Below are 25488 nucleotides of genomic sequence, written 5' to 3'. Positions count from 1 at the left end.
AGTTTACTGTTTATCACTTAAAAATGTATCTATGGAATCACGAATCTGCGGTACGGATAATCCAACAATCACTTGAATGCTCTTATTATTCCTTACCACGCCGTGGGCTTCCCCATATTCTTTAAAGTACATGTCATCTTCTACTTTGCTCGGGTCATATACCGTAACCCGTAAACGAGTTGCACAATTTGTAACGTTTTCTATATTGTCTGCACCACCAAGCCCTTGCAGGTAAATAGCTGCTTTTCGCTCATATTCATTGTTATATTTTTCAGCATCAGCAGATTCTCCAGCTGCTGCTGTCTGCTCCTTGCTTGCACGATAATCCTTTTTCGTATAAAGTTTTGTTTCACCATTGTCATTTTTTTCACGGCCAGGCATTGGAATATCAAACTTCAAAATTAAAAATTTAAATGTGTAGTAATAGATTACAATGAAGATGATTCCAATGATAAATTGAGCGAGATAAACACCCCAATGATTTCCCATAAGCGGTACCCAGTTTGTTGCCGCTATTTCAATTAAACCGCCGCCCATATTACCAACAAGACCAAATCCATGCATGATCGTAACCATGGTAGCTCCTAAAATGGCATGAAGAGCAAATAGGTATGGAGCGATAAATAAGAACGTAAACTCAAGTGGTTCAGTAATTCCAGCAAAGACAGCTGTTAACGCTGCAGCAAATAGTAAAGCGCCAACTTTCTTACGCTTTTCTGGTTTGGCTGTATGGTATAATGCAAGTGCGATTCCAATGGAACCAAACATTTTTGTATTTCCTTGTAATAAGAATCCGCCACCAGGGAAGATATCATTTAAGGCGCCCGTAGCCTTTGAGTACTCTGTCAAATGAGAAATCCAATATGACTTCATACCACCATCCACAACAGCTGGCCCATATTCAAACGGTGTATAGATGAAATGGTGCAAACCGGTCGGAATTAAAATCCGCTCTAAGAAATGGAATAGCCAGACGCCAACGTAACTTGATGAAACTAAAAAGTCCTGTAACGAAGCAATTCCATTTTGCACCATTGGCCATATCCAACTTGTAAGAAATGCTAGTGGAATCATTAAAAAGAATGAAATCATAACTACAAATGGTCCGCCTTGGAAAATACCAATGGATTCAGGCAATTTTTTCTCGTAAAAGCGATTGTGCAAATAAATAACAATCGCAGAAATAAAGATAGCACCAATTATATTTGTATCTAATGTTTTAATGCCAATAATTTCTTTTAATCCACTTGTACCACCAACCTCACTCGCAAAGTCAACGCCAAATGACGGACCCCAAATGGTTAAAATACCGTTAATAAAGTAGTTAAACATTAAGTAACCCATGACAGCTGATAATACAGCTCGCCCAGGCGCTTTTTTCGCCAAAGAAATCGGAAGACCGATAACAAACACAAGCTCCATTTGATTAAATACGGTCCAACCGCCATTCTCAATTAGTGACCAGATTTGATACCAAAGACCATCTGGATTAGCCAACTCCCCCATGACAGCCTCATTCTTGAACAATGTAGCTAAACCTACAACAATACCGAAGAAGGGAAATAATAGCACTGGTACAATCATTGCACTTCCAAATCTACGAATTGCATTCATCAACATCCACCACCTATATATTTGATTTGATTAAAAATCATTTTGAACAGCAAAGGCTTATTTCTAATTTCCTTGCTAGACTGCCGTCACTTGAAGGTACCTTTCTCACAACCTAGTTAAAAGTAAAAAACAGATAGTATATACCATCAAATTATCTTAGTGAATAAGCTAACAAATGAATGTACACTATGATTTCGCTTTCACTTGTTACATTCAGTATATGATTGGCAACGCATTCATTCAATAGGTTTTGAGGGGTTAGGGAAAGCGTAACCATTTATGAACGCGTTTTCATAACGTGGGAATTTTCCCAACCAAGACAGAAAATGGGGCGAAATATCGCATCTACTCAAAGCGAAAAGTGCAATTTTTTTGCAACGCAAGTTTATTTTTTATACAATAGGAACAAACGTTTGCGATTTATCACTTTATTGCTTTAATCAAATATGCCAATAGGATAAGGAGACCGCTTTAATGACTAAAGCTAAAATTGAAAAACCAAGAATCGGAACAGATTTACCGTCTGCCACTCTTTTAGATATTGATGATTACGAAGAAGCGCTTTACCATTGCATCCTTTCTAATTGTGATGGTGAAAAAGAAAACTACGATCGAACAGAATTTACCGAAGTTGTGTTTAAACAGGTAAAATTTAATGGAGCTTCATTTAAAAATGTGGAATTAACCGATGTTGTTTTTGAAAACTGTGATCTTTCCAATGTAGATTTTTTAGAAGCCATTATTCATCGTGTTGAATTTAAAGATACAAAAATGGTTGGCGTAAATTTTGCAGATGCTACATTAAGAAATGTTCGTTTTGACGACTGTTTAATAAATCTAAGCTCATATAATTATAGTAGTCCTAAACAAGTAATGTTTGATCACTGTTCTTTAAGAAATACTGATTTTTATGCATGCAAATTTAATAAGGTTCAATTCCAGCAATGCGACTTAAATGAAGTCAATTTTTCTCAGACTCCATTAAAGAATGTAGATCTTAGTAATTCTACTTTTGAAAGGCTAATTGTTTCTTTAGACGAACTAGATGGTTGTGAAATTTCCCCTCAACAAGCAATCGCGTTTGCTACAATGTTAGGATTAAAAGTGAAAGAATAACCGCGTGCAGGGTCAAAAAGAAGGCTGCAACTGAAAGTATTCAGTTAGCGAAAGAGGGGAAGGGAATACATTAACTAATGCAAGGAATAGAAAATAAGGCATACCGAACATCAGCGCATTTCTACAGGAAATAATGCTATACTGGATGTAATCAACGTTTTTAGGTAGGAGTGTCCGATGAAATTAGAATCCTTAATCAACAAAAATTATGATAAATTAAACAAAAATGATTTGCATGTGCTGCAATATATCTTAAGTCACCGCGAAACATGCTATGATCTCAGTATTGTTGAATTGGCAAATGCCTGTTATGCTTCACGTTCTTCCATTCATCGTCTAACCAAGAAGTTAGGTTTCAGTGGCTATAGCGAGTTTAAAGTCTTTTTAAAATGGGAAGGAGAAGCGCAGCATGAAACTAATAATCTGATGGAGGCATTCCAATCAGATATTGCACAAACATTAAAAAACATAGAATCAGTTGACTTTGAAAATATCAATCAATTACTTTTTCGTGCAGATCGTATCTATATACACGGTACTGGAACCGCTCAATTAATGTGCGCTAAGGATTGTCAACGTATGTTTTCCATAATTGAAACATTTATCATCCTTATTCACGACCAAGTAGAGTTTGAAGCTATGTACCGGGGCATGAAGGATACAGACGTTGTTATTATTATTTCTTTATCCGGCGACACTCCGACGCTTATCCCTAACATTAAACAATTAAATGCTAAAGGAATTGATGTAATTACCATTACCAATTTAAAAAATAACAAGCTTGCGCAAATGTCTCCAAACAATATTTACGCTACAACAACTCCAGGATCAACAAAAGATGGTACAGAGATCACTTCGTTTGTCCCTTTCTATATCGTTATTGAAACGATGTACCGTAAATATATTGAGTATTGTGAGCAGCAAAATTAGCTAAGTATTTAAAATAAATGTCTCTAGGCAGCCCTTTTTAAGGTGTAGAACCTTTTGATAGGGCTTTTTATATAACAGCTATTCAGCAATTATTTTACATAGACTGTTTCTCTCCTAACCATTGCTATGTTATCCCAACACTTAAAAGCATAAATTGGTATATCAACACTTAGTCACCATTTTTCCTCTGCTTTGGCTGTACCAAACATTTCATGACTCTAAAAGATCGACTCAACAATAGGCTCCACTCTATAGGGAAAATTATGAATTAATTATTTTTCATCCAATTATAAAAGCTAAAATGATGATATCGTCGTCTAATATGTAGAGCCTAATAATCCAAGGAGGTGTAATTTTGAAAGGTCTCATTAAAAAAGCTCAAAATAGCGATGAAAAAGCATTTGCAAAAATATTTGAGAAGTATGAAGCTGATTTGTATAAAGTTGCGTATGTGTACGTTGGAAATCAAGATGCTGCTTTAGATGTTATTCAAGAAACTGCATATCGTTCATTCAAATCAATTAAATTCCTAAAAGAAAGTCAGTATTTAAAAACATGGCTAATCAAAATAGCAATTAATTGTTCAATAGATTATATTCGAAGTCAAACAAAAAATAAAATCATTGATATAGATAAATTGCCACTAGTTAACGAAGATTCTAGAGACTTCACGGATAATATAGATTGGAAAATTACGTTAAACGAATTAATCCAACAGCTAGAGCCTGCTGAGAAAACGGTGATTATTCTTCGATTCTACAATGACTTAACAATAAAACAAGTAGCCAAGTTATTGGAGATACCTTTAGGAACGGTTAAGACCATCTTATATAGAGCCTTAAAAAAACTGAAAAATAACATGAAAGGAGAGAGCAAACTTGAATAAAGTGAAACAAGAACTAGATAAAATATCTATTCCGAAAGAACTTAAATATAAACGAGACCTAGGCATCCATCGTGCAAAATCAGAAATGCCACGAAAAATCAGAAGTTTCAAGCTTATATATGCAGTAGCAATTACAGCTTTTCTAGCCACATTAAGTTTATTATATTTTAATAATGATAATCCACCTGAAAATCCAAACGTGCAGACGATAGAGTCAAATTATGTAATTAACATTAATGATCCGGAAGAAGTTGTTGAATTTGCAGATAATGTATTTGTCGGAAAAGTTGAGAAAGTGGATGAAACCATTATTACTAATTATCCTGAAACAAGATTTTTAATTAAAGTTTTAGAAAACATTAAAGGGAAATTAACAGAAACTGCATTAATTAACCAAATTGGCGGATATGAGGGAAATGACCTATTTTTGATGGAGGAGGATGAATTGCTTAAAGAAGGTAACACTTATCTATTTGCCACTATAAATTCTAATGAAAATGACACGAAGACGATAATCCCTGTAGGAGGAAGCATTGAAATTGGCGGAGAAGCCGAGCAAGCACAGTTAATAGAAAAGTATAACAAAATATATCAAAGCAAATGACTTTAAATACCTGGCATTCTCAGATTAAAACACAAATAATAAATTCAAAATTAATCATGGAGTGGGAAAACCCGAACTTTTTTCATTCTAATTGTCGAATTTTAAATTAAAGTTCTGGTTTCCCTTTAGCTATCAGCTATTTTCTAGCTCTATTTACTTTTTCTTGTAATTCAGAGACAATAGGATTTTTAACTGCTTCCTCAAATTCACTTAACAATCCACTTTTATTTACAGCACTCCCATCATATTTTGTATTACCATATAAAGGAATTAATAATATATTACCATCTTCTTGTTTATTAGCAGCAAATATATAAGCTTTTCCCTTTTCTAGTAATGGATCTCCTTCAAATAGATATAAAGTTTCGATTGTTTTTCCATCTACCTCTTCTTTTAAGTGTCCGCCATATTGGTTAATCACTACTTCTTTAGAAGGGAGATTACCTTGTAATTGGTGAATAGCTTCTACTTTAAATTGTGTAGTTGGGTAAGCGAAATTATCTACCTCTCCCAAATTCTCTAATACTTTGCCTGTAAAAATATAATCAACTGTTCCTGCTAATATTTGCTTATTATCAAAATCAGCCATAAAAGTTGCCCCAATTTCTATAACTTTATGCTCCTTAGGGGTAGCATTCACATTGGAATTTACCTTATTATAGCTAAATAATCCAATTACCATTATCGATATACTAAGAATAATAAATAACGTTTTTCTTTTCATTAATTTATACCTCCTTAGTTAATTGATATTACCAGCGCTGCCTTAAATCCGCCTTATCATGTTCACCTAAAACGCTTTGACAAATTCTCCCTGATCTCATAACACTTCCTGCAACATTGTTATGGTCAAGGTTTAAAGCATGCCCTAATTCATGCAGGGCAGTGTGGTTTCTTTGGCAGGAAGACATATTATTGAAATAGGTATTATTAAACATGATCTTATCAGCCCCAGTATATTGTGTCCATGAGCCCAGTACTCCGTCTGAAGCTGAATAATCAGTAAACGATAGATCTTCAATAGTAGTTGCAGTGTCGCCAGCAATATTAATGATGCCCTCAGCATCCCATCTATTGATGGCTGTATTTCTAGCCGAAGTCCATTGAGTACCACCATGGTAAGTTCCCCACCTTATTTCCCCATTATCCACGGAATGTCTATCTCTTTCCATAAAATGTGCAGATACTGGACTCGTAATTGAAAAAATTAACAGTAAGACAAAAATGGAGAATAAAATAGTTTTTTTCATTTTATAACCATTCCTTTCCTTTATAATAGTACATTTAGGTGGAAGCTTCGTTTAGTAGTTGGCTACAGGTCTATTGATAAATATGTCAAATTATTTTTATAATTTATAATAAAGATATTCATCCTCCTTTTTTGAATATTTAAATCACTTAATATAACAGTTATTCTATAAAACTTATAAAAATCCTCCCTTATTCCAAAAATATAGTTGAGTTATAAGTAGATTAAAGAAGAGCTGAGATAAAGCGTAGAAAGAGAAAAAGGAAGCTTAATGTAGATTTGATCCATATTTTGATGTAAAACCTGCAATATACAAAGCTACTATGAAAAATAATTGATTTTTCAGAGCTTGCAATTCATCAAGGTATTCCTGTTACAATCTAATTATGCACAATGAGCATGCTTCATTTACGAATAAATAGTAGTTAAAATATATAATTACGAGATAGTCTTCTTGTTTATAGGGAAGATAATCGTGTCAACCATTTTTCCTTTCCGCTATTTAGTATGGGAGCAGAAGGTAGTTTAAGGAGGTTTTACGTGGAGTGGCGGACATGATAGCATTTCTATGCGTGAGCCAATATCCCTTTCATATTGGCGTCTTGGCTCGTAAATCATGTCTGCCGAGGCTCCATGTCATACCGACTACGAATCTATCTTTTGGTTATGCTCCCAACATCAAATAGCGAGGATCCCCATTTTTCCTTTCCATATACATGTATTCTAATATGTTTGAAATTCTTGTTGCTTATCAAAGTTCACTCAGGTTTTTTCTATCTAAGAAAAATGGTATCGCCTTTTTTTGGACTGGTAACCTATCCGGATTTCATACAGTTTCCAACATAAAATAATAAACTTGCCCCTAAATTCTGTTACACAAAGCATCCCAGAATAAAATGACAAGTTTATAGTTCACAATTTATAACCCAATTTATTACTAAGAACATACTAATAATGCTAGTAAAAATTAAAAAGAGGTGCAATACCAGTCTCGACATCTGCTGAAAACCAGACATAAGAAGGTCGCTAGCTTATTGATTAGCTGATATGTAATAAACCCCACAAGGGGCTTAGATATAATATCAAGATGAAGAAGAATCAGAGCAATTAATATTCTTTTCGTAAATTCAGTTTTATAGATACATAGCTACATAGCTACTTTACTATTTGACCTGCCACCCTTCGTCATTCAAAACTTTCTTAGCAGTAAATTCGTCAATCACTAATGAATTAATATATTTACCACGAATTGCCGCAAGAGTAATATCATTTTTAAATGAGTGGCCAACCACTCCAATCGACCACTTTTTATTTAATAAAGATTCTAATGGTACACCGACAACATAATTATTTGGTAGGTTAACCTTTTCTCCCTTTTCATCGACCATTTGTGCAAGGATATGACCAACTACACCCTTTTCAAGGTATTCTTTTCTTTTCGTCTCTTCTAAATAGCCAGTCCGATGCAAACTTGAATTTTTTTCTGATAGTGAGCCGAGTCCCATTATTACAATCTTACAGCTTTCGGCAACCTGTAACACCTCTTGGATTTGCTGCTGATGGAGCAGAGCATTTTTTACTTGTTCATCCGAAACAACCGCAGGACTATTAATATATTTATAGGTGCCCTTGAATCGCTCTGCCATTTTATATGCAAGCTCAGGTCCGTCAATGGCTGGGTCCCCGCTCCCCAAGGACCCAACTAATTGGATGACATCTACATTGCTAAGATCTGTTTCAGTGATAGAATCGACAACATGTTTTATCGTCCTTCCCCATGAGATTCCAATCCGATCATTTGGTTCAAGTAAACTAAGCAGAAATCTTGAGGCAACATACCCGACGCGTTTTAACGTTACATCCGAGTTTTCGTCATCTGTCTTAACGACCAAGACATCCTTTATATCAAATGTATTTTTAAGTTGATCGGACAACTTATAATCTAGTTCTACAGGTGTATTAATGTTAATACTCACAAAACCTCGTCTTTTAGCCTCTTGAATCATTCGTGAAACGGTCGGCCTTGAAACCCCTAACAATTTGGAAATCTCTTGTTGACTTATTTCCTGTTTATAGTATAGCTCGGCTACTCGCAATACTTGATGGTCTTTAATATTCATTTGCCCTCACCTTTTAAAATTTATTTACAATAATCATAACATACACCTCTATATCGATTAAAAAAACATACCCTTAGCAATTTAACATCGCTAAGGGCTGTTTATTTTAAAACTTTCATTTTTTGATTTCCGCATTGGAACTTATGCCTTTTGTCGCAATGAGGCCTCCCGTTTTGTTCTTTCTGACTTTGGCAGATTTAATTCTTTGATATCTACTCCTTTTCTCTCTAACCGTTTAACCAAGAAAGTGATAAACAAAGGTAAGCCTACTAGACCTACAACTACAGCGGTTGCAATCTGAACCGTAGCAATCTCCATCATTGGTGCAAATGCAGGACTCGCCGCAGCGATAACGGCAGGAGTGGGAATTGCATTGCCTGCTGTTGTTCCTTCTGAAGCACCAACAATTGGATTCCATCCAAACCAGCTGTATATCAAATAAGCGGATCCGCCAGTTAGAACAACAGTTAAGATACCGATGAGTACTCCTCCTATTCCTCCTTCAACTAATGACTGCAATGAAATCCCCATCCCAATACAGAATGCAAAAAATGGAATTAATAAATCTGTTCCTTTTGAAAGAAGCCTGCGCATATCTTCATCAAGATTTCCAAGTATAGCGCCGACTACTATTGGTAAAATAACCGAAATTAAATCTGTAAAATTAAAGAGACCATCGATAAACCCCATCATTCCAAACAATGATAGAGCTACCATCGTAAGGAAAGGACCATCATTAATGGCAAGAAACGGATAAGCTGCAGTATCATCTTCACGACCATACTCTCCAGCAACCGCCAGATAAACGGCACCAGCACTATTACTCATAGCTGCGAGGATAGCAAGTGGCGCCATTCCAAGAAACAGACCATTCATACCAGCAACAGAAAAACCAATTACAGCGATTACAGCAGCGATAAACCATTTTAATAAAAGTAGGGTAAGACCTTTCTTAACAGCTGAACCAATCATATTTACACGAATTTGAGCACCCACACATACTAAAAATAAAGCAATAAACGGCAGCGTGCCATTCACTAGCAATGCTTCGGTGAATCCGCCAATTCGTAGTAGTCCCGGTGCAATTGAATTAATTATCATCCCTAAAAAGAGCGGGACGACAACCATTCCAGCTGGGATTTTCTCAATGGTTCGTTTTATTCTCATTTTAAACACTCCTTTTTAAAAATAGTCTTTGAGATGCTCTGTTATAATTCCTTCTGTAAAAAGTAAGGTCTTCTTCTGCCATCCTTGCTCGTACAAATCCTTTCAAAGAAAATCAGAATCGTATATTAAGCGCTTTCAAATAGTTGAACACTGACTTACCTACCATATTGGAAAAATTAATTACCGTTTACCTTCTTTCTGTAACAATCGCATATTTAATTGATAATTCAGAAAAAACGGAAATAGGTTCTTCTAAAGAATTTCACACATTATACATAAAAGCTAGCAAAACTAAACCTTAGTTAAATTTAACCTTCATCCATATATCCAAAATAACATTAACTCTACTCAGTACTTTTTTCTTTTCGTCTAATTAGCGAACAATATCTGCCCCCTCACTTTCTAACAGAGCATTAACTTCCTGCTCGTTTGTATTAACAACTTCGCCATATTGGCTCAACGCTAAAGCTGCCGTGAGAACTCCATATTTAAGGCCTTTTACAAAATCTCCTTCTAACCATCCGTGTAAAATTCCACCAGCCAAACCATCACCAGCACCTATTCGGTCAACAATCACTACTTTGCGGGCAGGCTCCTCATAAATAACGCCGTCTTCTAAACCTAGAACACTTTCAGCACCTCTTGACATAACTACTTTGTGAGCTTTTGAGATTTCTTTTAAATGACCGATCATTTCATAATCATCCCCCTCACAGCCAAATACAAATTTAGCATCACGCTTCGAGCAAAACAGTAATTCTACGTTTTGAATCATCGGTAGGAGGGTTTCATATGCTTCTTCTTTTTCCCATAAAGTGCTACGATAATTAACGTCAAAGCTAATTGGTACCTTAGCTTCATGTGCTCGTTTAATCAACTCTTGAACTACTTCTTTTGTATTTTTGGATAAGGCAGCAGTAATTCCAGTTAAATGAATAATCTTTGAATCTAATAAATAAGACCAATCGACATCTTCCTTACGAATATTGGTAAAACAAGTATTTTTACGGTCAAAAATGACCTTTGTCGAACGAGGTGGTGTTGCGTACTCCACATACAAGGTTGCTAAACGGAATTGATTGGACCAAATAATCTTATCTATATTAATTCCGTGACTTCGATATTCATTTCGAACCTTTTTACCTAACGGGTTATCTGGTAAGCAGCTTACCCATCCCGTTTTACGACCTAAACGTGATAAACATCCTACTACGTTCGCTTCGGCACCGGAAACTCCGATATCAAAGGAAGTTGCAATATTTAATCTTTTTCCAGCTGGGACAGATAAACGAAGACTTCCTTCTCCGATAGTTGTTACATCAAACCTCATAGTTGTTTTCCTCTCTTCCTTCTAATTTATTTAAATTTTCTAAAATTATGTTGATTTGGGTTTTATAAAAAAATAGACTATTTATAGTAATATAGAAGGGGTTCACTTGTTTAATGCAAGAATTACCAATTTAAAGGGTACGCGCCTTTTGAACAGATTGAAACACATGAAGGATTTCTTCAATCGTATATCTAAAGGGAGTGCCTTGTGTTGAACTTGCTAACAAGCTTTCCTTAGCTATCTCTTCTCCCTTTCCTTCGAGAAATGAAAGTGAAGACAAGGTCAGAGTCTCAAGTGAAGCTTCGTAGCGGTTAAGAATCCTCGGCAATTCCTCTACACTTAGATTCGGTTTTTCTCCTAAAATACTAGCAATCTCTTGATACTTATGAAGAATTTGTTCATCTTCTTTTTGAGCTTTCTCTATATTCATTTCGGTAAACGGACATACAAAACGAGCGCATATTTCTCCATGTGCCATTGAAGAGCGTCCTCCAATGATACTTGCCACTCCATGAATAATTCCTAAACGGCTATTACTCAGGGCTACTCCACTATATAAAGCAGCAATTTGCAAATAAAGCCGTTCTTCCGTTGACAAAGTGGAAAGCTGTTTAAGCTGAAAGCCTTTACGAAATAGGTGAAGACCCTCACGGCAAATACCATCTGTTAACGGATTCGCCTTATTGGAAACAAAAGCCTCCATTAATTGAGTTAGACAATCTAAACTTGAGTAAACTAAAACATCTAGCGGAAGATCCATGGTTAGTGTAGGATCGAGAATTGCTGCATATGGCCTTAAAGAGTTGGATCGAAGACTCTGCTTCTTATCTTCCCTCCGAATTACCGCATTAGCTGTAACCTCTGCTCCTGTACCAAATGTTGTCGGAACTGAGATATGAGGTACCGTTTTCTTTAAATAGTTTGGATGATCATAATAATAAAACAGGTTGTTTGTGTCATCTGCTAAAAAAGAAACCGATTTTGCCAAGTCAATCACACTTCCCCCGCCAATACTCACAATGACATCTGGTCGAAATCGCCCATAAAACTCTAGAGCATTGTCGACCATCGCAACAGTTGGTTCCCCTTTAACCAAAAACACTTCCTCTTCAAGACCTTCTCTTCCCTTAAAATCAGGAATAATCGTTAATCCCCGGCTTCTAGTAAAATACAAAACTCGCTTCACCTTTAAAGAAGAAAGAAGTTTTGGCATCGATTGGATGAAAGCATTATTCCCCACATACAACGAGGTCGGCATTTCAAAATGATATACAGACTCCATGATTTTGCCTCCTTCGTAGGAAAAAATAAAAAGATAAAATACTACTATTTCTACACTAATTTTATATAAAATATGTGATGTGTCTCACAATTTCAAGGAGTTTGTATCTTGGCTCTATTAATGGATAAAATTCAGATCGTTTACATCTTTAATCCTTAAAATCGAGGCAGTTCTTTCGCACAATCCTTATCAATAATAATGACATTAAAACACTTTTCTTTAACCGCAGTCCGCAGCGATCTCAATGGACCATTCCTTATTTTCATCCATAGGGTGGGCAAACAAAAGGACGATGAAGTAAACTACCTTTCTCAACTTTATTTAAATATAACCCTGCTTGTTGAAGATGACTTTTCTTTACATGAACCAATTGTACTTAGATAAATACTGGGTGGTTAAGTTTTCATAAACCATTCTTTTAATTACTTTTTTGCTTGAACTTTATACAGTTTTACTACTGACAAGATATAAACTTTTAAATTCCGCTTTTTACGTAAGATTACGGATAGCTGGGAATCTAAAGAAACAGGGGTATTCCAATTAATTTCTACAAATCCCTGTTTCTTTACCTCTTTTAGAATCCTCGAAACTGTAGTCCCCATGATTTCCGAAATCTTTTATGATGCTAGTAGCTTCCGTTGATAACATATAGCTGCCTAGGTAATCTGGGCATATTCTGTTCCAGAACAATACTCTCTTAAACAGTCGATTTTTTCTGACCGTACGTATCATGATAAATTCGATAACCTCGTTCAACAACTTCTTCGGATAAAGGTTCTATTTTTGTTCTTAACATCGCATAATGAACAGACTGTGCCGTTTCCTCTAATACAACCGCATTTTTTAATGCCTTTTCAGATGTTTTTCCAATCGTAAAAATACCGTGATTGCGAATTAAAATAGCCTCTGACTCTCCTATTTTCTCCACTATCTCCTGTCCAATTTCTTCTTCACCAATGACGGCGAATTGGGATATTGGGATAGTTCCGCCAAAAACAGCAGCTGAAGTTGTTGTATAGATATGCAACGGTTCTCCCGTAATGGCAAAGCTTGTAGCATAGGGAGAATGCGTGTGAACAATACCATGAACATCATCGCGATGACGATATACATATAGATGGGATGCAGTATCAACAGAAGGTTTTAAATCGCCTTCTATTACTTTCCCATGTAAATCGACAACCACCATTTTCTCTGGTGTCAGCTGGTCAAACAACACGCCACTTGGTTTGATAACAACATAATTTGTTTCTGGATCTCTTGCACTGACATTTCCGCTTGTCCATAACACCAAGCCGTTATCAACAAGTGCCTTGTTCTGAGCACATACCGTCTTTCTTAATTCCTCAAGTAGCATAAGCGTTACCTCCTTAAAGTGCTTCTAATTGAGTATCCTTTATATCTTCTTGCTCTACTTTTAAGTCAAATGTTTTAACCTGTTCTTCAGTGATATTGAATTTCTTATCTAATGCCTTTTCCATCGTATTTAATAAACCGAGAGCATCTAAACCAAATTTACGCATTAAATATTCTGCAGAAGCCCCATGTGCATACTTATCCGGAATACCTATCTTTGTTAATTTGGTTGTGATTCCATTCTCCGCAATCACATCAGCCACTGCTGAACCTAGGCCACCAATTGTCGAGTGATTTTCAAGTGTAATAACGCCATTTTTTGATTCATGAAGGGCTTTTACAACCCGTTCATCAGTAAATGGTTTTAAAGTAGAGATATGAAGGTGTTTCACATGTACGCCTTTTTCTTTTAATAATTCGACTGCCTTCATCGCCTCTTCTGTACAGATACCACTAGACAATACAGTAATGTCGTCACCTTCATTTAAAATTCTAGCTGTATTGAACTTAAATGGTTCATTTTTCGGGAACAAACGAGGCAAACGTCCGCGTAGCATTCGGATGTAAATAGGCCCATCGATATCATCGGTGGCGTCTAAGACGGTTTCAACATCGGTCGCATCCCCTGTTTCAAAAATGGTCATATTTGGAATGCTCTTTACAACGGAAATATCCTCGATTGCTTGATGAGTAACCCCACCTGGTGTCATTATCCCCGGCAGAAATCCAACTAAACGCACCTTTAAGTTAGGATATGCGACTGACATAGATAATTGGTCGTATGGTCTTCGATAAAGAAAGACAGCAAACGTATGCAGAAATGGAACATAACCTTCCCTTGCCAAACCACCAGCCCAACTTAACATGTTTTGTTCGGCCATACCCATGGAAACAAATTTTTCAGGCAATTGCTTTTTGAACTCAGCAATCTCTGTTGAACCTGTTAAGTCACCAGATAAGACAAGCGTATTTTCTCTTTCCCTTCCATATCTCACCATGTTTTCGGAATGAGGATTATTTACAAATTCAACCATATTTAGCGAACTCCTTTCTTCATATCTTCAAGAATCGCTTTAAACTGTTCGATTTCATGATCACGAAATCTTACAAAGTGAAGATTTGGCTTTCGATAATCTAACTCCGGTAGCCCTTGTGCAGAATTGGTATAACATAAAACGAACAGTGGTTTGTTTTCAGTTGGTGTTTGGCTTGCTCTCACTAATTCGTCAATATGATGTCCATCCACCGTGACACAAGTTCCACCAAACGCCTCGATACGGGAATTTATTGGTTCGATATTCATGACATCCTTTGTCCAGCCATCGTACTGTTGACCATTAACGTCGACATAAACAACTAGATTATCTAATTTATAATGAGCAGCAGCTTGGATTCCTTCCCAAGTTTGCCCTTCCTCTAACTCTCCGTCAGACATGAACAAGAAGACGCGTCCTTTTTCATTCCTCATTTTTCTAGCATGAGCAATTCCGCCTGCCTGGCTTATCGCTTGACCAAATGAACCCGTTGTCAATTCAAAACCAGGGGAATGTTCGGCACCGATTTGCTCGACAATGCTTCCATCGACATTAAATTCCTTCAAAGAATCTGGGGATAATCTTCCCGACTCAACTAAAGCCGCATAAATCACGACGGCATAGTGGGCAGGCGATATCAATAAACGGTCATACCCTGGGCCAGTAGGTCCGTTATAAGCCGCACCTGTTACATAGTCTTTATTGCTGTTTCCCGGTACCCCTCCAAAAGATGGAGCAACAAATGGTGCTTGGCTTTCTCCTAATTTCATTAACCCTCCATATAAAACAGAAACTATTTCAGCACTGGAAAGAGCTTGACTCAAATAACATCCATTTTTTTCAATAGTTAATTCTAATACCCGTTGGCGAATCCCATGAGCTATTTGTTCCATTTTTTTATAATCATATGGTTCATTTGGTTTTATCTTCGAACTTGTTGTGACATTTGATCTAATATCCATGTTCTTGCCCCCTTAATAATTTCCAAGCTATTTCTGCTGTTGTCGTTCCACATTTCTAAACTAAAAGGTCCTTTGTAACCAGCTTTGAAAAGACTCTCAAACACAGCTTTAAAATTGACGATTCCTTCTCCATATGGAACTCTTCTGAAAACTCCTTCTTTCGTATCCTTAAGATGGATACCAACGATATGGTTGATGTTCTCTGCTAGCGCCTGTTTAACATTAAAATGATGTGCCGTTAAATTCCCGACATCTGGATACATCTTTAACCAAGGGGAGTGAACTTCTTCGACGACTTCCTTTATTTGTTCTAAAGAAATTATGTCTCTGTCAACATTCTCAAGGCCAAGCATCACCCCTGCCTGACTGGCAAGTTCAGCCGATTGATACATTCCTTCTAAAAACCTTTTCTTAGAATAATCAGTTGATACTTCGTGTTCAAGTGTATAATAGCCGGCAATTTGAATGGTACGAATACCCATACTTGCTGAAAAATCAATAGCCTGTTCCATAATTTTCAATGCTTGTTGTCGAATTTTTGCTTCTTTACTACCGAAAGGAAAGTCGCGATGTGCACTTAGAACCAAATTATAGAAGTGGACTCCACTGTTTAATGTAGCTCGAAGCCATGTTGCTTTCTGTTCTGTCGACCATTGAAACCTTGGTAAACGGTCTTTGTCTAAAGCTATTTCATATAAGGAGTAACCAGCTTCAGCTACTGAGTGTAAAACCTCTTCAATATCCTTATTAAGCGGCAACGCCTTCTCATAGATTCCTAATTTTATTGTTTTCATTTGCAGCACCTCCATCATCCAAACACACGGATGATTTCATCTTTATACTCTTTCGCTGCCTGGAAAGGATTGGGGGAGTTAGCGATTTTCCTTCCAGCAATAAAGCAATAAACCGGGACATCTTTAAATAATTTGATTTCGTCAACGGATAATCCACCGGTAATACTCAACTGAAACCCTTTATCCGCTAAGCTCTTAAGTTCATTGATGACTTCTGGGCTCCATTTTTCTTCTTCCTCTACTACCTCACTAGAACGATGATAGATTAACTGTGTAATCCCTAAAGATCTCCAGTATTCGGTTTGTTCATTTGTAAAGGTTTGATTTATTTCTATCTGAACATCTTTGTTTTCACGCGATTTTACTTCCTTTACTACTGCTTCAATCGTGTCTTTTGAAGCATCACTTATGACCGTTACCCAATCAGCACCGGAGTCGAAGGCCAATTTGGCCAATTTTCCTCCGGCCTTGATAATGCGAATATCCGCTAATACGATATGGTCTGGAAATAGGCTTTTCATAATACGAACCGCTTTCATTCCATTTTCAACAGCGAGAATCGTTCCTACTTCCATCACATTCACTTGTGATTGGGATTTTTGAGCAGCAGCTAAAGAACTCGATAAATCATGATTATCTAAAGCCAGTTGTAATTTTGGTCTGCTCATGTTGGCACCTCTATTTTTCCATTTGATAAACTCTTGCAGGGTTATAAATCATAAACTTATCAAGGACTTCTTGACTAAATCCTTCATCAAGCAATCTTGGTAAGAAACGTTCTTTAATCCAGTTGAATCCAGGTCCATATCCGTATACTTTATGGTGAGATCTTCTTCCCATATCATTGGAAAGCATGATCTGATCTTCGTAACCATCTTTAACTAATTGTTTAAGCAATTCAATTCTCATGCTATCTGGATAGTATTTTGCTTTTCCAGGACCATCATAGATGATGTTTGCACCCGTCTTTAAAATTTGACGATGGTACCACAAATCAGGAAAACGATCCACATGAGCAACGATGAACTTACTCATATCTAATCCCTCTTCTAACACAATTTCACATTGTTCGATTCCCATCGTTCCAGCGGTTGTATGAGTATGAAGACATGTGCCAGCTTTCATTGCTGCACGTGCACCCGCTCTTAACACTTTCTCTTCGTTTGAGGTAATGTGATTATAAGCAGTACCAGCTTTAATCCATCCAGCTTTTACAGTCGTTCCATCCATCCCTACTTGGACATCATGCAACATTCTCTCCGCAATGTAGTTGATTGACCAATCTGTTAATTCTGGCTCCATGCCATGCTCTTCACAAATGTATCCTGTACATGCAATAACATGTACGCCTGATTCTTGAGAAGCAGTGACCATTCCCGGAGTATTTCTTCCCCATGATTGTGGAGTTGTTTCAATAATCGCCCCACCACCAATTTCTTTGAATTCTTTTAACATTTGAATTGCCAATGGAACACTGTCTAAATGGTGATCCAAATTATTTTTTGTTCCTTCCCCTTGTGGATTTGTAAGAATATGTTCATGTGCCATTGTAAAGCCCATTTTTGATGCTTCGATATCTCCTAATACTGTTCTAACCATTCCTTTTGCCATAAGATAATCCCTCCTATTCATTTGAACAAATGTTCAACTATATGAACTTTTGTTAACTTCATTATTAATATAACACAAAAAAAGCGTTTGCAAAACACTTTTTTTATATTATTTTCAGTTATTATTTTCCAAATTTTAAGCTAATACTATCTGAAAGTTATTTATTTCCACTAATAGAAGAGATGAGTGATAGAAAAGAACCTAAGAAATGCCAAAAGTGTCTTTATAACATTTAAAGAGACAGAATATTGAAAACTATAATCGGCCTTTGGATAGATAAAAATAGGTAGATGGATAGTTTCTTGCTTGTGGTGGAAATCGTTTAATTAACAGCCAAATAGAGATGCACTTAGTTAGAGCGGAGGGGGATATAAGCATGAAACAATGCCTTATTTGTAATTATCATTTAAGAAGAACATGTTACAACAAAAAGTAAAAGTAGAAAGAAGTATCTGGGTTTGCTAAATCAAAAGAGGGCAGGAGAAGTTAGGGATGAAATATAATAGTAGTTGGTACATTTTTTAAGATTTACGTTCAACAAAGTATTTTAGTTTGTTTCGCTTACTACGTTACCAAAAGTGTGACCACCTATGGGATTGTTTATATCAAAACTACATATAAGTGGCAGCATAAAAATAAATCTGGCATATGGAATTACACGCCAGAGAAATGACCGCTAAAATTTGTACCAGATATTTGCATAAGGCTGGGGGCTTTGAGCAAAAGAGAGCGACTTATGTTAATTTTGTGCCGCCGAATGTGGAGTGAACATATAACAGTTCTTTATATAAAAAGTAAGAGGTGCTGAGATTACATGTTAAATAAATTATTTTCCAGAAAAGTATTGGTAATTCTATTAGTAATAATGTTTTCTTTTAATCTTTACTGTATTTATTTAGGCTTTTTTACGGTAACCCTAAAAAAATAGTAGATACAGAAGATATAGCAAGGCAATATTTAAGAGAGGAAAAGGGCTATCAATACTCTGATATTGCTGTAATTAGAGGAAATTATAACTGGAAGGATATCCCTGAACAAAAATACGGGGGAGTAATAATGTTGGAAGGTGACGAAAAGCAATATAACTTTTATATTGAAAATGATAAAGTAATTGAAGATGATAAAATACCCAAAAAAAGTAAATAAACACCATTTCCACGTAACTCATTGAGATTATAGTTACAGGAGGTGGTGTTGTGGTGGAAACACTGATAGACAATAAACCTACGCCCCCGGCAGGATTCGAACCTGCGACACACGGTTTAGGAAACCGATGCTCTATCCCCTGAGCTACGGGGGCATATAAAATATATAACTATAAATTTCAGGCTACAAGGCTAACATATCTCACCTGCTTTTTAATCAAGCACTATCTATTATACAAAATTCCTTCCTGCTTGAAAAGTACTATGGGTAACGTCACACAGTGTACATAGTTTCCACGCTTCGATTATGATAAAATAGTTTACACCTGTTCTGTTTTTAGATTGGAGGAAGAAGCGATGACAGGAGTACCATTTATTGCTATTGAGGGGCCGATTGGCATCGGGAAAACATCCCTTGCCGAAAAATTGTCCGCTCATTTTCAATTTCAGCTCTTAAAAGAAATTGTCGAGGAAAATCCATTTCTAGGAAAATTTTATGAAAACATTGAAGAATGGAGTTTCCAAACAGAAATGTTCTTCTTATGCAATCGATTTAAGCAATTAGAAGACATAGATAAACAATACTTACGTAACGATCAGCCCGTCGTTGCTGATTATCATATATCGAAAAACATGATATTTGCTAAACGTACATTACCGAAAGATAAGTTTCAAAAGTACGAGCAAATCTATCGGATTTTAACAGAGGATATGCCTGTACCCAATATGATGATTTATTTAAATGCTAGCTTGGATACTATTTTAGAGCGAATCCAAAAACGCGGTCGACAAATTGAGCAAAACATTCAAGCATCCTACCTTGCACAGCTTGCACAGGATTATGAAGATTATATGAATCAATTTGAAAAGCTGCACCCAAATATTCCAGTTATACGAATTGATGGTGATAAACTAGACTTTGTTTGTTATCAAGAGCATTTGGTTCAGATTATTGAGCTAGTATCCATGAACTTAAAGCAACTAACAATCGATTAGAAAAGTATAGAAGGGGAACAAGCAACGATGAATCCAAGAGAAAAATATCAAATCCCACATGATAGCATTATTACCATTGCCGGTACTGTCGGGGTGGGCAAATCAACTATGACAAATGCGTTAGCGAAAGCTCTTAACTTTAAGACTTCTTATGAAAAAGTAGACACGAACCCATATTTAGAGAAGTTTTATGCAGACTTTGAACGGTGGAGTTTTCACCTACAAATATATTTCCTAGCAGAACGTTTTAAGGAACAGAAGAAAATTTTTGAATATGGTGGCGGCTTTATTCAGGATCGCTCTATTTACGAAGATACAGGTATATTTGCAAAAATGCATTACGATAAAGGCACCATGTCCAAAACCGATTATGAAACCTATACAAATTTATTTGAAGCAATGGTCATGACACCATATTTCCCACACCCTGACCTGCTTATTTATTTAGAGGGCTCCTTTGATGCTATTATTGCTCGTATTCACGAACGCGGTCGCGAAATGGAAAAAAACACCCCCATTTCCTATTGGCAAGAACTATATAAACGCTACCAAAATTGGATAAATAATTTTAATGCTTGTCCTATTCTTCGCATTAATATTTCGGATTATGACTTGATGAAAGAAGAAACATCGATTGAACCCATTTTAGAGCGTATCGGACATTTTATCCAACAATCTCGCCGTTGGAAATCACGTGATCGTGTATAAAGTTGGTTGGATCATATGAGGAAATCCATCTTAGAAAAGAAATTAGCGTTCTGTTGACCACCCTTACAAGAATTGACCTCATCAACTTTTGAGCTTACAGCTTTAAATGTTGAAACTAAACAAAAGGCTAACTAATATAAACTAAGCTGTGAAAGAGAAATGCTTCCTCACTATTTCCTTCACAGCTTAGTTTTCTTAGTTTTAATTGACCACCAAAAGCAGGTTCGAACCTTTCGAACCTGCTTCTTGTTCATTAACTCTCCTGAAATTGTGAACTTCGGCGATTTTACTAAAACTTCCAATAGAGCTGCTTACCAGCACTTTATTCCCCTAATTCTATAGACCGATCTCTTGCTGCATAGATACAATTCTTTATCATTTGTTGAAAATGATTCTGTTCTAATGTTTGAATGCCTGCTTCTGTCGTTCCGGCCGGGCTTGTTATTTTTTTTCGTAATTCTGTTGCGGACTCATTCGTTTGGTTCAACATTTTTCCAGCCCCAAGCAACGTTTGATGAATCAGCTGTTTTGCTGTAGCTGAACTCATGCCAGCTTCTACAGCTACTTGCTCCATTGCCTCGATGAGATAATAAATATATGCTGGACCACTTCCAGAAATCCCTGTTACCATATGCATTTCCGCTTCGTTCACTTGAACCGTCGTTCCAATCGTATTGAATAATTGCTCCGCTATTTGTAAATGCTCCGTTATGGCGTAAGCGCCTATACATAAAGCTGTTGCTGAATAGCCAATAGAAGCAGATGTATTGGGCATTGCGCGAATAACTGGTATCTTTAATCCAATCCATCGTTCAATCCTCTTTGTAGATATTCCTGCTGTAACAGAGAGAATCAAGTGATTATCCCTCATATATGGTTGAACGGATGCAATGGCCTGCTCCATATCACATGGCTTTGTAGCTAATAGAATAATATCTGCTTGTTCCATTAGTTGTTGTTTATTTTGCATACTAATTATTTGATACTTTTCTTTTAAGTAGGATATTCGTTGACGATTGTTCCGATTCGTAACGATGATTTGTTGCTTATCAATAATTTGCGACTGAATCAAGCCGGAAATAATTGCTTCTGCCATGGAACCTGCACCAATAAATGCAATTTTTTTATCCATTGTATATCGACCTCCTTTTTTATATCACGAAAAATTGGCTATTTATTATCATTTCTATCCTCTACATGTTTATTTTCTAATCATACCGTTAACGATTTTAAAACATTCTCCTTCTGAAGATAAAAAAAACTCCTTTCATCCTAACAATAAGGACGAAAAAGAGTTTTCCGCGGTACCACCTAATTTGACATAGTTTTTACTATGCCCAGCTTATATTGTCAACACAGATTTGATCTGCGGTCAGGTTTATTCTAACAGCTCACAGGTAGGTTCGTATCTGTCGTCTACGTTTTGGGATCTTTCAGCCGGTGAATCCCGCTCTCTGTCGTTCGTACATGATACTACTGGCCTCATCATAGCTTTTACATTTTTATTTGGTTAGTAATGTACTATATGTGTAAATGTAAAAATTGTCAAGTAATAAAGGTAAAATGATACTAATCTAGCCAACATATATTAAAAAAATCGCTACAGTGTAACGATTTTTTATATCTCCAAAATTTTATGCGCTAATTTTAAATGGAGGAGGTAGAGGGATTCGAACCCCCGCGGGCTGTTACACCCCTGTCGGTTTTCAAGACCGATCCCTTCAGCCAGACTTGGGTATACCTCCGTGGCGACAAGATATAATATACCATGTTTTTTATAGGCTTGTCAATTCCTAATAGACATTTTGAAAATTTTTTAATGATAATAATGTCTACATTATCTAAGAAGAAAAATAGCACAGCTGCAATCAGAAGGTTGTAAGATAACAGCTGTGCTATACGCGTTTGTTATACTTCTTTTACTATCGTACCAGAGTAGCGATCATGCGGAAATACGGCACCGTCTTTCTCTTCAAAAGAATTGCGATTAATGATGTATTGCAAGTTACTTAAAGTATCACGATAAGCCATCCGTTTAAAAATTTGTATCGGTGTTAATTCAAAGCCTGTTTCACTCTGCAATTCCAACCCCATTTGGTTGTAACCAACTGTTTGCCCGCGTTGTCGCAGCTGTATGTACTCGAGTGACCACATGACAACTGTTGGCGTAACGATAGCATGCACAACCTCATTCTTTACTTTTTTCCGTAAAACATATTCTACACCAGCTGTGACAGCAGCAGAAATTGCCACATCAATAAAAAAAGCTTTCATCCGTTTTTTCGTTAACGATTTCACTTCAATCCCCCCCTTCACTCGTTTAGTCCTTATACGTACAGTCTACAAATAAGTTCCCTTTAAAACCAATAGAACTTATTTATCATTTAATTAAAAAAGAGCCCGTTAACCGATGTTCCCACTAGGGGTCATTGAAAATTTCTAATAAATTCTAGTAGTGGGGATGGAATAGCTTTAAATGGAATTTTTTGCTAAACCAATTGTCAGTCAAGATACATTTGTTAAACCAAACATATCCTACTTGATTTTTTACTGATAAACTCCTTATGCACTCGCTCATAAGCTGCATCATCTGTTAACAGCTTTAATGCTGTGAACGCTGCTGCTTTTGCCCCCACAATTAGTGCTTTATCAGCTTGCTTTGATTTTGCAGCTTCTCGAAAAAGAGTCGTATGGCCAATCAAATCACTTGGGCCAATTTTAATATGTGGATGAATGGTAGGGACTACTTGGCTAATATTCCCTGCATCTGTGGAGCCTAAAGCTTTTGACTGTCTTTTATGAACCGTCTCTCCTAATTGCTCTATTTCTGTTTTAAAAATGGCATCCATACTTTCATTCAGAATAAAATTGTCCACCTCATTTTGAAATGCGGATATCTTAACTTTTGCACCCGTCGTCATAGCTGCACCCTCCGCAATTGCTTTTACTCGCTCCGTTACCTCATTTAATGTTTCTCTTGTGGCCGCCCGAATGAAGAACCTAGCCTTTGCGTAATTCGGTACGACGTTAGGAGCATCGCCTCCATCCGTAATAATACCATGTATGCGCACATCATTTGCAACATGCTGACGTAATGCGTTAATGCCATTAAAGAGTTGGATTACGCCATCTAACGCATTAATTCCTTGCTCTGGGTGAGCAGAGGCATGGGCAGTTTTGCCAAAAAACTCGAAATCCAGCGGATCGACAGCAAGGGTAGGGCCGGTTAGATTCGTTTCTGCACCAGGATGAATCATAATCGCTGCATCAATCGTTTCAACCAATCCAGCTTTGACAAAACTTCCCTTCGCACTTCCATTTGGTCCACCTTCTTCAGCAGGTGTGCCAAAGACAATTACTTCACCTCCCACTTCATTTATCACTTGACTTAAACCTATAGCAGCGCCAACACTCATTGTACCAATCAGATTATGACCACAGGCATGCCCAATCTCTGGTAATGCGTCATATTCAGCTAAAAAGGCAATCGTTCTTCCCTTTATTGGACTTTTCTTTTTAGCAATAAAGGCGGTTGGGTGACCCGCCACATCCAATTCCACTTCAAATCCGTTTTCCACTAGTATATCTGTCAATGTTTTGGCAGCGTATGTTTCCTGATTCCCAATCTCAGGGTGTGCATGAATATCATGACTAATCGTAATATACCTTGTCTTATTTTCCTCCATATTAGCTGCAATTTCTTGTTTCCAAATAGTAGTAGATTCTGTAGTAATTCCCATTAGTTCACCTCATTTTAAATTAATATCCAATCTCACTTAACGGTACAAACGTTGGAATGGAATTCCCATCACGTTCCTTTTCAATAAATTTTGCCACATCGTCCGTCTGATAAATGTCAGCAAGCTTTTTTAGTACTTTGTCGTTTTTATCTTTTTCCTGAACAGCAATAATGTTTATATACGGAGTTGCCGTTTCATCCTCATGGAAAATCGAGTCAGCCAACGGGCTTAAGCCTGCATCGACTGCAATCCCATTATTTATAATCGAAGCATCCACATCTGGGAGCACTCTTGGTGTTTGCCCAGCTACAAGTAATTCAAATTGAAGATTTTTTGGATTTTCAACGATTTTATCTAACGAACCATTGCCATCAAAATCGTCAGCCAATTTTATCAAACCAGCATCCTGTAGCAATAATAAGCCTCTGCCCATATTCGTAGCTTCTTTAGCTAAGGCAATTGTTCCGCCTTTAGGAATGTCCTCTGGTTTATCATGCTTTTCTGAATATAACCCCATTGGGGCAATTACCGTTGTCGCTATAGGCGTTAAATCTAAATCATGCTCTTTAATAAAGGCATCGAAATAAGAAACTGTTTGGAATGCATTTGCATCAATCTCTCCTTCTGCTAAAGCCAAATTAGGTTGAACATAATCGGAAAAGCGGACAATTTCGACGTTAATTCCTTCTTTTTTCGCTTTTTCTGCTACATAATCCCAGATTGACGTATCAGAACCGCTAATTCCCACCTTCACCGTTGAACTGGCTTCACTACTGGAACATGCACTGATAATGACCGATGTAATTAATAGGAAAAATATGAACGTTACTTTTTTCATTTTAAA

23 protein-coding genes and 2 tRNA genes are annotated in these 25488 nt (G+C 36.7%); 6 read left to right on the top strand and 19 right to left on the bottom strand.

Translation table 11 applies throughout. From position 1 onward, the window contains the following. Positions 1-3 precede the first annotated feature (3 nt). Positions 4-1614: an alpha-glucoside-specific PTS transporter subunit IIBC gene (locus BKP57_RS10895; protein WP_072741530.1), complete on the bottom strand. Its 1611-nt coding sequence runs from the start codon at positions 1612-1614 to the stop codon at positions 4-6. A 474-nt stretch (positions 1615-2088) separates the two neighbouring features. On the opposite strand from BKP57_RS10895, the gene BKP57_RS10890 reads away from it, so the two are divergent. From BKP57_RS10890 to BKP57_RS10875, 4 genes are all read left to right on the top strand, one after another. Next, positions 2089-2730, top strand: a complete 642-nt coding sequence (locus BKP57_RS10890) for a pentapeptide repeat-containing protein (RefSeq protein WP_050350542.1) — start codon at positions 2089-2091, stop codon at positions 2728-2730. Positions 2731-2907: 177 nt separating this feature from the next. Further along, positions 2908-3660, top strand: coding sequence for a MurR/RpiR family transcriptional regulator (locus BKP57_RS10885; protein WP_072741529.1), 753 nt, complete (start codon positions 2908-2910; stop codon positions 3658-3660). A 355-nt stretch (positions 3661-4015) separates the two neighbouring features. Further along, positions 4016-4546, top strand: coding sequence for an RNA polymerase sigma factor (locus tag BKP57_RS10880; protein WP_072741528.1), 531 nt, complete (start codon positions 4016-4018; stop codon positions 4544-4546). Continuing rightward, positions 4539-5150 (top strand): hypothetical protein, encoded by a 612-nt coding sequence (locus tag BKP57_RS10875; RefSeq protein ID WP_050350545.1) that lies wholly within the window; start codon positions 4539-4541, stop codon positions 5148-5150. Before BKP57_RS10880 ends, BKP57_RS10875 begins: the two co-directional genes overlap by 8 nt. Before the next feature lie 136 nt (positions 5151-5286). Here BKP57_RS10875 and BKP57_RS10870 read toward each other — a convergent pair whose 3' ends face one another. The 13 genes from BKP57_RS10870 to BKP57_RS10810 all read right to left on the bottom strand — a co-directional run bounded on the left by BKP57_RS10870 (position 5287) and on the right by BKP57_RS10810 (position 19355). After that, the gene (locus BKP57_RS10870) at positions 5287-5874 is read right to left on the bottom strand and encodes a hypothetical protein (protein WP_050350546.1); all 588 of its coding nucleotides are present in this window, start codon (positions 5872-5874) and stop codon (positions 5287-5289) included. A gap of 28 nt (positions 5875-5902) precedes the next feature. Further along, on the bottom strand, positions 5903-6400 hold the full coding sequence (locus BKP57_RS10865; protein ID WP_050350547.1) for a zinc metalloprotease: 498 nt from the start codon (positions 6398-6400) through the stop codon (positions 5903-5905). A gap of 1162 nt (positions 6401-7562) precedes the next feature. Further along, positions 7563-8519, bottom strand: coding sequence for a sugar-binding transcriptional regulator (locus BKP57_RS10860; protein ID WP_050350548.1), 957 nt, complete (start codon positions 8517-8519; stop codon positions 7563-7565). Positions 8520-8660: 141 nt separating this feature from the next. Further along, positions 8661-9686, bottom strand: coding sequence for a 2-keto-3-deoxygluconate permease (locus BKP57_RS10855; protein WP_050350549.1), 1026 nt, complete (start codon positions 9684-9686; stop codon positions 8661-8663). A 373-nt stretch (positions 9687-10059) separates the two neighbouring features. Beyond that, positions 10060-11016 (bottom strand): sugar kinase, encoded by a 957-nt coding sequence (locus tag BKP57_RS10850; RefSeq protein WP_050350550.1) that lies wholly within the window; start codon positions 11014-11016, stop codon positions 10060-10062. A gap of 130 nt (positions 11017-11146) precedes the next feature. After that, positions 11147-12298 carry an iron-containing alcohol dehydrogenase gene (locus BKP57_RS10845; protein ID WP_072741527.1) on the bottom strand — a complete coding sequence of 384 codons (1152 nt, stop codon included), beginning with the start codon at positions 12296-12298 and terminating at the stop codon, positions 11147-11149. Between the two features lie 697 nt (positions 12299-12995). Beyond that, positions 12996-13655: an L-ribulose-5-phosphate 4-epimerase gene (locus BKP57_RS10840; protein ID WP_072741526.1), complete on the bottom strand. Its 660-nt coding sequence runs from the start codon at positions 13653-13655 to the stop codon at positions 12996-12998. 13 nt (positions 13656-13668) lie between these two features. Then, positions 13669-14688, bottom strand: a complete 1020-nt coding sequence (locus BKP57_RS10835; protein ID WP_072741525.1) for a transketolase family protein — start codon at positions 14686-14688, stop codon at positions 13669-13671. A 2-nt stretch (positions 14689-14690) separates the two neighbouring features. Then, positions 14691-15650 (bottom strand): transketolase, encoded by a 960-nt coding sequence (locus tag BKP57_RS10830; protein ID WP_082240866.1) that lies wholly within the window; start codon positions 15648-15650, stop codon positions 14691-14693. After that, a complete protein-coding gene (locus BKP57_RS10825) occupies positions 15611-16444 on the bottom strand; it encodes an L-ribulose-5-phosphate 3-epimerase (RefSeq protein WP_050350555.1) in 834 nt (277 codons plus the stop codon). The genes BKP57_RS10830 and BKP57_RS10825 overlap by 40 nt, the downstream gene beginning before the upstream one ends. Before the next feature lie 14 nt (positions 16445-16458). Continuing rightward, positions 16459-17112: a 3-dehydro-L-gulonate-6-phosphate decarboxylase gene (locus BKP57_RS10820; RefSeq protein ID WP_050350556.1), complete on the bottom strand. Its 654-nt coding sequence runs from the start codon at positions 17110-17112 to the stop codon at positions 16459-16461. Between the two features lie 10 nt (positions 17113-17122). Continuing rightward, a complete protein-coding gene (locus BKP57_RS10815; protein WP_072741524.1) occupies positions 17123-18055 on the bottom strand; it encodes a phosphotriesterase family protein in 933 nt (310 codons plus the stop codon). Between the two features lie 1227 nt (positions 18056-19282). Beyond that, positions 19283-19355 (bottom strand) — tRNA-Arg (locus tag BKP57_RS10810). A gap of 202 nt (positions 19356-19557) precedes the next feature. Here BKP57_RS10810 and BKP57_RS10805 point away from each other — a divergent pair. Further along, complete coding sequence (locus tag BKP57_RS10805) at positions 19558-20196, top strand: deoxynucleoside kinase (RefSeq protein ID WP_050350561.1); 639 nt, start codon at positions 19558-19560, stop codon at positions 20194-20196. Positions 20197-20223: 27 nt separating this feature from the next. Continuing rightward, a complete protein-coding gene (locus BKP57_RS10800; protein WP_050350562.1) occupies positions 20224-20904 on the top strand; it encodes a deoxynucleoside kinase in 681 nt (226 codons plus the stop codon). Between the two features lie 322 nt (positions 20905-21226). Here the strand turns inward: BKP57_RS10800 and proC are convergent, their stop codons facing one another. From proC to BKP57_RS10775, 5 genes are all read right to left on the bottom strand, one after another. Beyond that, positions 21227-22036 carry a pyrroline-5-carboxylate reductase gene (proC, locus tag BKP57_RS10795; RefSeq protein ID WP_072741523.1) on the bottom strand — a complete coding sequence of 270 codons (810 nt, stop codon included), beginning with the start codon at positions 22034-22036 and terminating at the stop codon, positions 21227-21229. Between the two features lie 520 nt (positions 22037-22556). Then, positions 22557-22649: transfer RNA gene (locus tag BKP57_RS10790), tRNA-Ser, on the bottom strand. Positions 22650-22812: 163 nt separating this feature from the next. Next, the gene (locus BKP57_RS10785; protein ID WP_050350564.1) at positions 22813-23202 is read right to left on the bottom strand and encodes an RDD family protein; all 390 of its coding nucleotides are present in this window, start codon (positions 23200-23202) and stop codon (positions 22813-22815) included. 221 nt (positions 23203-23423) lie between these two features. Beyond that, the gene (locus BKP57_RS10780) at positions 23424-24644 is read right to left on the bottom strand and encodes a M20 family metallopeptidase (protein WP_072741522.1); all 1221 of its coding nucleotides are present in this window, start codon (positions 24642-24644) and stop codon (positions 23424-23426) included. 19 nt (positions 24645-24663) lie between these two features. Further along, positions 24664-25482 carry a MetQ/NlpA family ABC transporter substrate-binding protein gene (locus BKP57_RS10775; RefSeq protein WP_050350566.1) on the bottom strand — a complete coding sequence of 273 codons (819 nt, stop codon included), beginning with the start codon at positions 25480-25482 and terminating at the stop codon, positions 24664-24666. Positions 25483-25488 lie beyond the last annotated feature (6 nt).

Origin of the sequence: Virgibacillus sp. 6R, from assembly GCF_001895305.1 — a bacterium.
Taxonomy (GTDB): domain Bacteria; phylum Bacillota; class Bacilli; order Bacillales; family Amphibacillaceae; genus Virgibacillus; species Virgibacillus pantothenticus.
This window is presented reverse-complemented; position numbering and strand designations above follow the sequence as displayed.

Coding starts and splice junctions, on each gene's coding strand:
- BKP57_RS10895 (WP_072741530.1), bottom strand. CDS start 1,614: ATGAATGCAATTCGTAGATTTGGAAGTGCAATGATTGTACCAGTGCTA.
- BKP57_RS10890 (WP_050350542.1), top strand. CDS start 2,089: ATGACTAAAGCTAAAATTGAAAAACCAAGAATCGGAACAGATTTACCG.
- BKP57_RS10885 (WP_072741529.1), top strand. CDS start 2,908: ATGAAATTAGAATCCTTAATCAACAAAAATTATGATAAATTAAACAAA.
- BKP57_RS10870 (WP_050350546.1), bottom strand. CDS start 5,874: ATGAAAAGAAAAACGTTATTTATTATTCTTAGTATATCGATAATGGTA.
- BKP57_RS10865 (WP_050350547.1), bottom strand. CDS start 6,400: ATGAAAAAAACTATTTTATTCTCCATTTTTGTCTTACTGTTAATTTTT.
- BKP57_RS10860 (WP_050350548.1), bottom strand. CDS start 8,519: ATGAATATTAAAGACCATCAAGTATTGCGAGTAGCCGAGCTATACTAT.
- BKP57_RS10855 (WP_050350549.1), bottom strand. CDS start 9,686: ATGAGAATAAAACGAACCATTGAGAAAATCCCAGCTGGAATGGTTGTC.
- BKP57_RS10850 (WP_050350550.1), bottom strand. CDS start 11,016: ATGAGGTTTGATGTAACAACTATCGGAGAAGGAAGTCTTCGTTTATCT.
- BKP57_RS10845 (WP_072741527.1), bottom strand. CDS start 12,298: ATGGAGTCTGTATATCATTTTGAAATGCCGACCTCGTTGTATGTGGGG.
- BKP57_RS10840 (WP_072741526.1), bottom strand. CDS start 13,655: ATGCTACTTGAGGAATTAAGAAAGACGGTATGTGCTCAGAACAAGGCA.
- BKP57_RS10835 (WP_072741525.1), bottom strand. CDS start 14,688: ATGGTTGAATTTGTAAATAATCCTCATTCCGAAAACATGGTGAGATAT.
- BKP57_RS10830 (WP_082240866.1), bottom strand. CDS start 15,650: ATGGATATTAGATCAAATGTCACAACAAGTTCGAAGATAAAACCAAAT.
- BKP57_RS10825 (WP_050350555.1), bottom strand. CDS start 16,444: ATGAAAACAATAAAATTAGGAATCTATGAGAAGGCGTTGCCGCTTAAT.
- BKP57_RS10820 (WP_050350556.1), bottom strand. CDS start 17,112: ATGAGCAGACCAAAATTACAACTGGCTTTAGATAATCATGATTTATCG.
- BKP57_RS10815 (WP_072741524.1), bottom strand. CDS start 18,055: ATGGCAAAAGGAATGGTTAGAACAGTATTAGGAGATATCGAAGCATCA.
- BKP57_RS10805 (WP_050350561.1), top strand. CDS start 19,558: ATGACAGGAGTACCATTTATTGCTATTGAGGGGCCGATTGGCATCGGG.
- BKP57_RS10800 (WP_050350562.1), top strand. CDS start 20,224: ATGAATCCAAGAGAAAAATATCAAATCCCACATGATAGCATTATTACC.
- proC (WP_072741523.1), bottom strand. CDS start 22,036: ATGGATAAAAAAATTGCATTTATTGGTGCAGGTTCCATGGCAGAAGCA.
- BKP57_RS10780 (WP_072741522.1), bottom strand. CDS start 24,644: ATGGGAATTACTACAGAATCTACTACTATTTGGAAACAAGAAATTGCA.
- BKP57_RS10775 (WP_050350566.1), bottom strand. CDS start 25,482: ATGAAAAAAGTAACGTTCATATTTTTCCTATTAATTACATCGGTCATT.